This window comes from Streptomyces sp. TM32, assembly GCF_004122755.1.
Taxonomy (GTDB): domain Bacteria; phylum Actinomycetota; class Actinomycetes; order Streptomycetales; family Streptomycetaceae; genus Streptomyces; species Streptomyces sioyaensis.
Genome location: NZ_SDIG01000078.1, coordinates 17,528 through 28,693, shown reverse-complemented (window position 1 = coordinate 28,693; position 11,166 = coordinate 17,528). Strand labels below are relative to the sequence as shown.

General features: G+C 71.5%; 7 protein-coding genes and 1 pseudogene. 5 read left to right on the top strand and 3 right to left on the bottom strand.

The genetic code is table 11. From position 1 onward, the window contains the following. Together EST92_RS18330 and ssd are read right to left on the bottom strand one after the other, a co-directional pair. The coding region (locus tag EST92_RS18330) for a TadA family conjugal transfer-associated ATPase (protein ID WP_129281977.1) at window positions 1-1,098 on the bottom strand (1,098 nt) is incomplete at its 3' end. Continuing rightward, entirely contained in the window at window positions 1,095-2,297 is a 1,203-nt protein-coding gene (gene ssd / locus EST92_RS18325) for a septum site-determining protein Ssd (protein WP_129281976.1), read from the bottom strand. The genes ssd and EST92_RS18330, both read right to left, overlap by 4 nt. A gap of 457 nt (window positions 2,298-2,754) precedes the next feature. Here ssd and EST92_RS18320 point away from each other — a divergent pair, with 457 nt between their 5' ends. After that, the gene (locus tag EST92_RS18320; RefSeq protein ID WP_129281975.1) at window positions 2,755-3,660 is read left to right on the top strand and encodes an HAD-IB family hydrolase; all 906 of its coding nucleotides are present in this window, start codon (window positions 2,755-2,757) and stop codon (window positions 3,658-3,660) included. 358 nt (window positions 3,661-4,018) lie between these two features. Here EST92_RS18320 and EST92_RS18315 read toward each other — a convergent pair whose 3' ends face one another. Further along, a complete protein-coding gene (locus tag EST92_RS18315; protein ID WP_129281974.1) occupies window positions 4,019-4,876 on the bottom strand; it encodes an oxidoreductase in 858 nt (285 codons plus the stop codon). A gap of 101 nt (window positions 4,877-4,977) precedes the next feature. Here EST92_RS18315 and EST92_RS18310 point away from each other — a divergent pair, with 101 nt between their 5' ends. From EST92_RS18310 to acs, 4 genes and pseudogenes are all read left to right on the top strand, one after another. Next, window positions 4,978-5,964 (top strand): ATP-binding protein, encoded by a 987-nt coding sequence (locus tag EST92_RS18310; protein WP_129281973.1) that lies wholly within the window; start codon window positions 4,978-4,980, stop codon window positions 5,962-5,964. A gap of 85 nt (window positions 5,965-6,049) precedes the next feature. Further along, on the top strand, window positions 6,050-6,400 hold the full coding sequence (locus EST92_RS18305; protein ID WP_129281972.1) for a hypothetical protein: 351 nt from the start codon (window positions 6,050-6,052) through the stop codon (window positions 6,398-6,400). 116 nt (window positions 6,401-6,516) lie between these two features. Further along, window positions 6,517-8,851: pseudogene (locus tag EST92_RS18300) on the top strand (SulP family inorganic anion transporter). A gap of 148 nt (window positions 8,852-8,999) precedes the next feature. Beyond that, window positions 9,000-10,964, top strand: coding sequence for an acetate--CoA ligase (gene acs, locus EST92_RS18295; RefSeq protein WP_129281971.1), 1,965 nt, complete (start codon window positions 9,000-9,002; stop codon window positions 10,962-10,964). Window positions 10,965-11,166: the final 202 nt, after the last annotated feature.

Below are 11,166 nucleotides of genomic sequence, written 5' to 3'. Positions count from 1 at the left end.
GCCGGCGGGGCTTTGGACCGCGGCCGGGACGGTCACCACGAAGCCGTCGCGGTCCCGTTCCAGGACATGGACCTCGGCGATCCGGCGGCGGCCGTTCCGGTCGCGTACGAGATGCAGGACGACCGAGACCGCGGCGGCCAGCTGGCTGTGCAGTGCGGCGCGGTCCAGGCCCGCGGTCGAGCCGAGGGCCTCCAGGCGCGCGGGGACGTCCGCTGCGGCATTGGCATGGACCGTGCCGCAACCACCCTCATGGCCCGTATTGAGGGCTGCCAGCAGGTCTGTGACCTCCGGGCCGCGCACCTCGCCGACCACCAGCCGGTCCGGACGCATCCGCAGCGCCTGCCGTACGAGGTCCCGCAGCGTCACCCGGCCGACGCCCTCCTGGTTGGCCGGCCGGGTCTCCAGCCGCACCACATGAGGGTGGTCCGGACGCAGCTCCGCCGAGTCCTCGGCCAGGACGATCCGCTCGTCCGGGCCGACCAGGCCGAGGAGCGTGCTGAGCAACGTGGTCTTTCCGGCGCCCGTACCGCCGCTGATCAGGAAGGACAGCCTGGCCGTCAGGAGTGCGCGGAGCAGTTGATCGCCGCCCGGCGGGACCGTGCCGGCCGCCACCAGCTCCGCGAGGCCGAAGGCCCGCGGCCGTAGTACCCGCAGCGACAGACAGGTCCCGGCGACCGCCACCGGGGGCAGCACGGCGTGCAGCCGGGTGCCGTCCGGCAGCCGGGCATCCACCCATGGCCGGGCATCGTCCAGTCGCCGGCCTGCCACCGCCGCCAGCCGCTGGGCGAGTCGGCGTACCTCCGCCGCGTCCCGGAAGCGGACGTCCGTACGCTCCAGCCCGCCGCCGCGGTCCACCCACACCTCGTCCGGCGCGGTGACCAGGACGTCCGTGACCTCGGGCGCGGCCAGAAGCGGCTCCAGCGGGCCGCTGCCCACCATTTCGGAGCGCAGCACGGCCACCACACCCAGCACCTCGGCATCCCCCAGGAGCCGTCCCTGCTCGCGCAGCGCCAGCGCCACCCGTGCCGGCGTCGGATCCGCTCCGTCCTCGGCGAGCCGACGGCGCACCGCCTCCAGGAGGTCCTGGCCCTGGCTCATGTCCGGCCTCCGCCCCGGCAGGGCGCCTGCTCCGGCCCGTGGTCCGGTTCCGGCACCGGACCTGGCGCCGCACCGGATCCCGGCTCGCCGCCATCGGCTCCGCTCTCCACCACCCGCTCCCAGAAGCCCGCGCAGAACCGCGCCAGCGGACCGCGCAGTTGTGCCCCCGGCGGTACCCCGCGGGCAAGGTCGACCAACAGCCCTGCCTCCCACGGCACTTCACCTGCCAGGGGAAGCCCCATCAGACGGGCGATCTCGTCCGGCGGCAGGCCGTGCCCATGGCGCCCAGGAGCCTCGCAGGCCACCACCCGCAGATCTCCGAGCACCTGCTGCACCCCGAAGGCCACCCGCTGGGCGGCCGCGACCGCGCGCAGCTCCGTAGGGACCACCAGCAGCCCCATGTCCACCTGGGCCAGGGCCTCCGCGGCCGCCTCGTCGACCCTGCGCGGCAGGTCCACCACCACGACGCCGCCGCGCCGGCGCGCCGCCGCCATGACCGCGCGCATGGCCGACGGCGGGATGACGACATCGGAGTCCCGGTCCCAGCTGAGGACCCGCAGCGAGTGCAGCCGCGGCAGCGACTCCGCCAGGGCACCGCAGGCCACCCGGCCGCGCGATTCGGCGAAGGCCGGCCAGCGCAGGCCCTTTTCCTTCTCCCCGCCCAGCAGGACGTCCAGCCCGCCGCCCAGCGGATCCCCGTCGACGAGCAGGGTGCGCCGGCCCGTCCGGGCGGCGGTAAGGGCCAACGCACCGGCCAGGGTGCTCGCTCCGGCGCCGCCGCGGCCGCCGATGACACCGACGGTCAGGGCCGGCGGCCCGACTCCTTCGATGGCGTCGGCGATCCGGTCCACCAGCCAGCGCTCCCCTTCGGGCAGCGCGAGCACGCGCTCCGCCCCGAGGGCGACGGCCTGACGCCACAGATCCGGGTCGTCCGCATCGCGGCCCGTCAGAAGAACGCCCGTCCGTCGTCCGGCGCCGCGTAACCGGCGTGCGCAGTCCGCCCCGACGATCACCAGGGGCGGTGCCTCCCACTCCCCTTTGCGAGCCGGCAGTCCGTGCGCCACTTCGGGCAGTGCACCGGCCGCCGCGCACAGCCGCACAAGATCGTCGAGGAGTTTTTCGTCCTCGGTGATGATCAGCGGCCCACCGCGCTCTCCGCCGCTTCCCACCGGTTGTTCCGATGACACGAATCCGGCCACGTTCTGTCCCCCTATCGCTACGCAACTCGCACATCCGCGAACTCGCGGACTTTCACGGTGCAGCGATCGGAAAAATCTTGTGGATCTTGAAGCAAATCTGTGGACAGCGCCGCGACTGTGAATATCCCTGTCACCTATTACGGCGAGGAAGGGCTGCTTCCGGTACTCGAGAGAGCGTTCCGCAGAGCATCTCGACGACTACGGTGCGTAATGGATCGTGAACGCCGTGCCCCGGGGCGCCGCATGGGCAGGGTGAGAAGTGGATCCTCATCCGATGACGGAAAATGCGTCCGGACATGCGACGACCCCCGCCGGGGGGGAGAGCGGGGGTCGTCCCCACGGCCGACTCGGGGGGGGAGGAGCCGGACCGGGTTAGCACGGTCGCGAACGATCCGTGACTTCCATGGTGTACCCGACAGCCTTCTCAGGCAAACCCACGCGCCACACCTTACGCCGAATGGTGGGCGCCTATGCTCGCCCCGTGGAAAACCACTCCGTGCCTCACTCGAGTCCCCGTACTGCCGCGTTCTTCGACTTGGACAAGACCGTCATTGCAAAGTCGAGCACGCTGACCTTCAGCAAGTCGTTCTACCAAGGCGGCCTGATCAATCGGCGGGCCGTACTGCGCACTGCGTACGCCCAGTTCGTGTTCCTGGCGGGCGGCGCCGACCACGATCAGATGGAGCGAATGCGGGAGTATCTCTCCTCACTGTGCCGCGGCTGGGACGTGGCACAGGTACGGGAGATCGTCGCCGAGACGCTGCACGATCTGATCGACCCCATCATTTACGACGAGGCAGCCTCGCTCATCGAGGAGCATCACGCCGCGGGGCGGGACGTCGTGATCGTCTCCACGTCGGGCGCCGAGGTCGTCGAACCGATCGGTGAACTCCTGGGCGCGGACCGGGTGGTGGCCACCCGCATGGTCGTCGGCGACGACGGCCGCTTCACCGGCGAGGTGGAGTATTACGCCTACGGCCCGACCAAGGCGGAAGCCGTCCGGGAGCTCGCCGAATCCGAGGGCTACGACCTGGAGCGCTGTTATGCATACAGCGATTCGGCGACCGACGTCCCCATGCTTTCGGCGGTCGGTCACCCCTGTGCGGTCAATCCGGACCGCGCGCTGCGGCGTGAGGCGGCCGCGCGCGGTTGGCCGGTTCTCTCGTTCAATCGCCCGGTCCCGCTCAAGCAGCGGCTGCCGACGCTGTCGATGCCCTCCCGGCCGGCCCTCGCCGTCATGGCCGCCGCGGGCGCGGCGCTCGCCACCGCCACGCTTGTCTGGTACACGAGCCGCAGGAAAACCACAACGCGCCGCATCGGCCCAATTGGCCGCGGCCCCATGCCCCACAACGACCGCGTTTGACGTCAAACGTAAAGATCTGCGAAGCAGGGTTCCGCTTGACTCACCCTAGGAGTACAAAGGACTTAACGGCCCGCGAGACCAAGGACATCCGAGAGGAACGCCTTTAACGAAGTGGCCCACGGACCGATGCATGAATGCCGGGCACCCACGCGACGCCGACCCGTCGATTACGGGCCAGCCACACCAGGTAACCGGACGAAGATTCCGACCTGATGGGCACATTTTCGAGCACGCATGGTAACCCGGCGGACATGCCAGCGGCGGTACCACCCATTGGTACCGCCGCACCCCTGTTCAGGGACGAATGAAGCAATGATTCCGGAATTCCCGGGCGCTTCCCCGGGCTTTCCGCCGCACCTTATGCCGCGCCGCGCTGCAGCGCCTCACAGACAGCAGTGCTCTCCCGCACGCCCAGTTCCACCGCACGTCCGCAGTGCGCGATCCACGCCGCGACGCCCTCCGGGGTGCCCGAGACATAGCCCTCCAGGGCCGCGGCATACGCCGCACGGCCCAGTTCGGCGTGCCCGACCTCGGCGGGGCAGATCGACTTCGGGTCCAGCCCGCTCCCGACCAGCACGATCCGCTCGGCGGCCCGCGCGACCAGCCCATTGCAGGAGGCGAACGGTCGCAGCGCGAGCAACTCGCCGTGTACCACTGCCGCGGTCACCAGGGCCGGCGCCTCGGTGCCCGCGAGGAGCATCCGCGACAGCCCGTCGAGCCGCCCGGCGACCTCGTCGGCACCCGGCAGCGCCAGCTCGATGAGCGGCTCGTCGACCGGCTCGCCGGCCAGCCGGGGCCGCCCCACCGTCTCGTCCGCCGACTCGCCACCGGCCGCCACCAGATGCAGCCGCGCCAGCACCCGCAGGGGGGACTGCCGCCACACGCTGAGCAGCTGCCCGGACTCGGCCGTCAGCCGCAGGGCCGCGCCGACCGTCCGCGGCTCGCCCTCGACGCCGAAGTCGGTGCGCCGCCGGACCTCTTCGAGCGCCCAGTCGGCCCCCGAAAGGGCCGCGGAACCACGCGCTCCGCGCAGCGCCGCCTCGGAGGTGACCTCGTTGCTGCGGCGTCGCATGATCCGGTGCCCGTAGACCCGGTCCACGCCCTTGCGCACGGAGTCCACGGAGTCGGCGACTCCCGGGAGCGAGGCCAGGGTCACGAGCGGATCGTCGCTCGCTTCGGGGGGTGCGGGGGAAGTCCCCCGGGAGATTCCAGCCATGACTACGACCCTACGCACCACCTGGCCGTACCCCTCGAAGGAGTGGTCTTCCTCACGCGGCTCTCTCACTCACAGCCAGCCCAAGATTACCCTTGGTGAACATGAAGATCGCTTTCGTAGGCAAGGGCGGCAGCGGCAAGACCACCCTGTCCTCCCTGTTCATCCGGCATCTCGCCGCGGCCCGGATCCCCGTGATCGCGGTGGATGCCGACATCAACCAGCATCTGGGCGCCGCCCTCGGACTCGACGAGACGGAGGCCGCCGCGCTGCCCGCGATGGGCGCCCATCTCCCGCTGATCAAGGACCACTTGCGCGGCAGCAACCCCCGCATCCCGTCCTCCGAATCCATGATCAAGACCACCCCGCCCGGAGAGGGCTCACGACTGCTGCGGGTGAACGAGGACAATCCCGTCTACGACGCCTGCGCCAGGCCGGTGGAGCTCGACGGCACCACCGTGCGACTGATGGCGACCGGCCCGTTCACCGAGTCCGATCTGGGCGTGGCCTGCTACCACTCCAAGGTCGGCGCGGTGGAGCTGTGCCTGAACCACTTGGTGGACGGCCGCGAGGAGTATGTCGTCGTCGACATGACGGCCGGTTCCGACTCCTTCGCCTCCGGGATGTTCACCCGCTTCGACATGACCTTCCTGGTCGCCGAGCCGACCCGTAAGGGCGTCGCCGTCTACCGCCAGTACAGCGAGTACGCCCGGGACTTCGGCGTCCCCCTGAAGGTCGTCGGCAACAAGGTGCAGGGCCCCGAGGACCTGGCGTTCCTGCGCGACGAGGTGGGCGACGACCTGCTGGTGACCGTCGGTCACTCCGACTGGGTGCGCGCCATGGAGAAGGGACGCCCGGCCCGCTTCGCCCACCTGGAGGAAGCCAACCGCAGCGCCCTGCGGACGCTCCACGACACGGCCGACGCCGCCTACGGACATCGCGACTGGGAGCGCTACACGCGCCAGATGGTGCACTTCCACCTGAAGAACGCGGAGAGCTGGGGCAATGCGAAGACCGGGGTCGATCTGGCGGCCCAGGTCGACCCCTCCTTCGTGCTCTTCGAGGGGACGGCTGCCCCACAGCCCGCCTGACCTGCAAGGCGGCGCGGGCGGGTGCGGGGGGCTCGGCCGGTTTGCCGGTCGGTACGGACGGGACCGGTCCGTCCGGGTGGGGACCATGGGCACCGCCCGTCCCCTTCTCCCGCCCGGGAGCGGCCCGTTCCGTATCGCCGCGGAGCAGCCGGCCGCCGTTGCCGGCGCCACCGCCGCCGCCCTGGATGCCTCCGTCTGTGACGCCGTCACGCTTGCCGCGGCTGCCATCGGCCACCCGTTCCCGGCACCCGTGCACACCTTCCGGGTGATCAATCGGAACATTGGGCGCAAGCTTCCATACGCCAAGAAGGGTTTTCCAAAACGGGCAAGTCGGCAGTCGCCGCCTTCACTCGATGGAGGGAAGGATTGCGGCAATTGCCCGCAAAGCCTTCTCCTGACCTTTACCTGTCATTACGGTTCATTTACCGATGCTTGAGAGTCACCGCACCGTCGCCCACAGCGACGGTCGCCGGCCGGCTCGCGTCCCGCCGTAGTACGCCGCCGCCCCACGATCGCGCCCCGCGCGACCGCGTCGCCCCGGAGGAGACGGGAATGTCGCAGACCGAGAAGTCGCCGCCGCAGCCGCCGCGCACCCCACACCACCCCGAGATTCCTCCCGAGCCCCGTACGGCGGCCGAGCCGGGCGCCCGTACGAAGCGGGCCGGCCGAGCCGCCTGGCGGCGGGATCTCTCCGCCTCGGTCGTGGTCTTCCTGCTCGCCGTCCCGCTGTCCCTGGGCGTCGCCCTGGCCACCGGCGCCCCGCTCCAGGCCGGCCTGGTCGCCGCCGCCGTCGGCGGCATCGTCGCCGGTCTGCTCGGCGGCGCCCCGCTCCAGGTGACCGGCGCGGCGACCGGCCTCCTGGCGGTCACCGCCGACCTGGTCCAGCGCTACGGCTGGCGCGCCACCTGCGCCGTCACCGTCCTGGCCGGCCTCGTCCAACTCGCCCTGGGGGCGCTGCGTGTGGCCCGGGCGATCTCGGCCGTCAGCCCGGCGATCGTGCACGGCCTGCTGGCCGGTATCGGGGTCACCATCGCCGTCGGACAGCTTCATGTGGTGCTCGGCGGCAGCCCCGACGGCTCGGCGCTCGACAACGCCGCTGCGCTGCCCGGCCAGTTGGCGCATCCGCACGCCGTCGCGCTGCTGATCGGCGCCGTCACCGTGGCCGTACTCATCGGCTGGGGACGCCTGCCGGGGCGCCGGGCGGTGGGCCCGGATGCTGCCGGCGCCGCTGGCCGCCGTGCTCGCGGCGACGGCGGTGAGCGCGGGGACGTCGTTGCCGCGCGTCGAGCTGCCGTCCTGGCGGGTGCCCGAGCTGCCCGCCCTGCCGGATGCCTCCGTGCCGGCACTCGCCGCCGCGGTACTGACCGTCGCCCTGGTCGCGGGCATGGAATCGATGCTGTCGGCGGTGGCCGTCGAACGACTGGCGGCCGAGCGGCCCGGCGCACCGGCGGGGCGCGCACGGCTCAACCGCGAGCTGGCCGGCCAGGGCGTGGCCAATGTCGTCTCCGGCCTCCTGGGCGGGCTGCCGGTCTCCGGGGGCGCGATGCGCGGCTCGGCCAATGTGCGGGCCGGCGCGGTCACCCGCCGCGCCACCGTGCTGCACGGCGTGTGGGTGCTGCTGTGCGCGGGCCTGCTGGCCGCGACGCTGGAGACGATCCCGCTGGCCGTGCTCGCCGCGCTGGTGATGGTGGTCGGCGTGCAGATGGTGAGTTTCGCGCACATCCGGCATGTGCAGCGGCACCGTGAATTCCCGGTGTACGCCGCCACGTTGGGCGGGGTCGTGCTCTTGGGCGTACTTCAGGGTGTAGTGACGGGCATCGCCGTCGGGATCTTCCTGGCGCTGCGCCGATTGACCCGCACCCGGGTCGCGGTGACGGAGGAGCCCGACGGCTACCGGGTACGTGTCAGCGGGCAGTTGACGTTTCTGGCGGTGCCGCGGCTGACCCGGGCGCTGGCCCAGGTGCCGGCGCGCGCCGATGCCGTCGTCGAGCTGTGCGGCTCGTTCATGGACCATGCCGCCTACGAGGCACTGCAGTCCTGGGCCACCGCCCATCGGGCGCACGGCGGCCGGGTGACCCTCGGAGGCCCCTCGGGCCGGCCGCCCGCCAAGCCGGCCGGCGCGCACTCCTGCCGACCGTGGACGCCCTGGCGCGGCCATGACTGCACCCGGCCCGCCACGGACGGGGCCGCGGCTCCGGAGAACAGCGGCAGTCAACTCCTGGGCGGGGTCAGCGCCTTCCAGCGTCATACGGCTCCGCTCGTCCGCGAGGAGTTGGCCCGGCTGGCGCGCGAGGGCCAGCGGCCCACCCAGCTGTTTCTGACCTGCGCCGATTCCCGGCTGGTCACAAGCATGATCACGTCCAGCGGTCCGGGCGATCTGTTCACCGTGCGCAATGTCGGCAATCTGATGCCGCCGCCCGGCTCGGAGGCCTCCTGCGACTCCGTCGGGGCGGCGGTCGAGTACGCGGTGGAGGTGCTGCGGGTCGGCTCGATCACGGTGTGCGGGCATTCGGGGTGCGGTGCCATGGGGGCGCTGCTGGGTGCCGCCGCCCCGGAGGAGGCCGAGCCGACGCCGCTCGCCCGCTGGCTGCGGCACGGCCGGCCGAGCCTGGCGCGCATGCAGCGCATCGGGCGACTGGGGCGGGGCGAAGTCGCCCTGAGTGAGCGGCCGGTGGATGATGATCAGGAGCGGCTGGCGCTCGTCAACGTCATGCAGCAGCTTGACCACCTGAGGGCGCATGCCTGTGTGGCCCGCCGGGTGGCCGAGGGCTCACTCACCCTCCACGGTATGTACTTTCACGTCGGCGAGGCCCAGACCTACGTGCTCGACGAGGCCACCGGGCGGTTCGGCGCGGTGCGCGGCGAGCCTGTGCCGCTGATGGTCTGACCTGCGCAACACCCCCTCGATCTCCCAGGAACGGACCCTGCGCACAGAGGTCTACACCAATTTTTTTCCACAGCCCTTGTCAGGCCAGGCACGGGCTGATGAGCTATGACCTGGGGACACATCGGACGCCCTGGGAATGGGAGAAGTCGTGAGCAACGAAAGCCTCGCCAATCTGCTCAAGGAGGAGCGGCGGTTCGCACCGCCCGCCGATCTGGCCGCGCACGCCAACGTCACGGCCGCCGCGTACGAGCAGGCCGCGGCAGACCGGCTGGGCTTCTGGGCCGAGCAGGCCAAGAGACTGTCCTGGGACACCGCGCCCACCCAGACTCTCGACTGGTCCAACGCCCCCTTCGCCAAGTGGTTCGCCGACGGCAAGCTCAACGTCGCCTACAACTGCGTGGACCGCCATGTGGAGAACGGCCTGGGCGACCGGGTCGCCCTGCACTTCGAAGGCGAGCCGGGCGACACCCGCTCGATCACCTACGCCGAGCTCCAGCGCGAGGTCTCCAAGGCCGCCCATGCGCTGACCGAGCTGGGGGTGCGCAGCGGCGACCGGGTCGCCATCTACCTGCCGATGATCCCCGAGGCGGTCATCGCCATGCTGGCCTGCGCCCGCCTGGGCGCCCCGCACTCCGTCGTCTTCGGCGGCTTCTCCGCGGACGCGCTGGCCACCCGTATCAACGACGCCGACGCCCGCGTGGTGATCACCGCCGACGGCGGCTTCCGCCGCGGCAAGCCGTCCGCCCTCAAGCCCGCCGTCGACGAAGCGCTGACCAGGCCCGGCACGGAGAACGTCCGCAGCGTCCTGGTCGTCCGCCGCACGGGCCAGGAGGACGTCGCCTGGCACGAGGGCCGGGACGTGTGGTGGCACGACATCGTCGAGCGGCAGAGCGACCAGCACACGCCGGAGGCCTTCGACGCCGAGCACCCGCTGTTCATCCTGTACACCTCCGGCACGACGGGTAAGCCCAAGGGCATCCTGCACACCACCGGGGGCTACCTCACCCAGGTCTCGTACACCCACCACGCGGTGTTCGACCTCAAGCCGGAGACCGACGTCTTCTGGTGCACCGCCGACGTCGGCTGGGTGACCGGCCACTCGTACATCACCTACGGCCCGCTCTCCAACGGCGCCACCGAGGTGCTCTACGAGGGCACGCCCGACACCCCGCACCAGGGCCGCTGGTGGGAGATCGTGCAGAAGTACGGCGTGACGATCCTCTACACCGCGCCGACCGCGATCCGCGCCTGCATGAAGTGGGGCGACGACATCCCGGCGAAGTTCGATCTGTCGTCGCTGCGCGTCCTCGGGTCGGTGGGCGAGCCGATCAACCCCGAGGCGTGGATGTGGTACCGCAAGCACATCGGGGCCGACGCGACGCCGATCGTCGACACCTGGTGGCAGACCGAGACGGGCGGGATGATGCTCAGCCCGCTGCCGGGCGTCACGGCGACCAAGCCCGGCTCGGCCCAGCTGCCGCTGCCCGGTATCGCCGCGACCGTCGTGGACGACGACGCCCGCGAGGTCCCCGACGGAGCCGGCGGCTACCTCGTGCTGACCGAGCCCTGGCCGGCCATGCTCCGCACGATCTGGGGGGACGACCAGCGCTATCTCGACACGTACTGGTCCCGCTTCGAGGGCAAGTACTTCGCCGGTGACGGCGCCAAGAAGGACACGGACGGCGACATCTGGCTGCTCGGCCGGGTGGATGACGTGATGCTGGTGTCCGGCCACAACATCTCCACCACCGAGGTGGAGTCGGCGCTGGTGTCGCATCCGAAGGTGGCCGAGGCCGCGGTCGTCGGCGCCACCGACCCGCAGACCACCCAGGCCATCTGCGCCTTCGTCATCCTGCGCGGCGGTGCGGCGGAGGACGAGGGCCTGGTCGAGGAGCTGCGCGCGCATGTCGCCCAGCAGCTCGGCCCGATCGCCAAGCCCAAGCGGATCCTGCCGGTCGCGGAGCTGCCCAAGACCCGCTCCGGCAAGATCATGCGGCGGCTGCTGCGCGATGTCGCGGAGAACCGTGACCTCGGTGACGTCACCACGCTGACCGATTCCTCCGTCATGGACCTGATCCAGGCGAAGCTGCCGAGCGCGGCAAGCGAGGACTGAGCGGAACGGACGTCGGGGGCGTCCGGCCGGTGCGGCCGGACGCCCCCGACGTCGTACCCGGACCCGGCGCACTGCCGCGCCGCACGCCCTCCGACGTCCGGCCCAGCCGGGGGAGACGGCCGGTCGCAGCCAGTCCGCCGGGCGGCCGAGCGACCGATTTGCCCGTAAAGTAAGGCCACCGGACCGCGCCCCGCACCCGGCC

Excerpts from the sequence above, each read along its gene's own strand:
- EST92_RS18320 (WP_129281975.1), top strand. The coding sequence starts at position 2,755 with ATGGTGGGCGCCTATGCTCGCCCCGTGGAAAACCACTCCGTGCCTCAC.
- EST92_RS18315 (WP_129281974.1), bottom strand. The coding sequence starts at position 4,876 with ATGGCTGGAATCTCCCGGGGGACTTCCCCCGCACCCCCCGAAGCGAGC.
- EST92_RS18310 (WP_129281973.1), top strand. The coding sequence starts at position 4,978 with ATGAAGATCGCTTTCGTAGGCAAGGGCGGCAGCGGCAAGACCACCCTG.
- EST92_RS18305 (WP_129281972.1), top strand. The coding sequence starts at position 6,050 with ATGGGCACCGCCCGTCCCCTTCTCCCGCCCGGGAGCGGCCCGTTCCGT.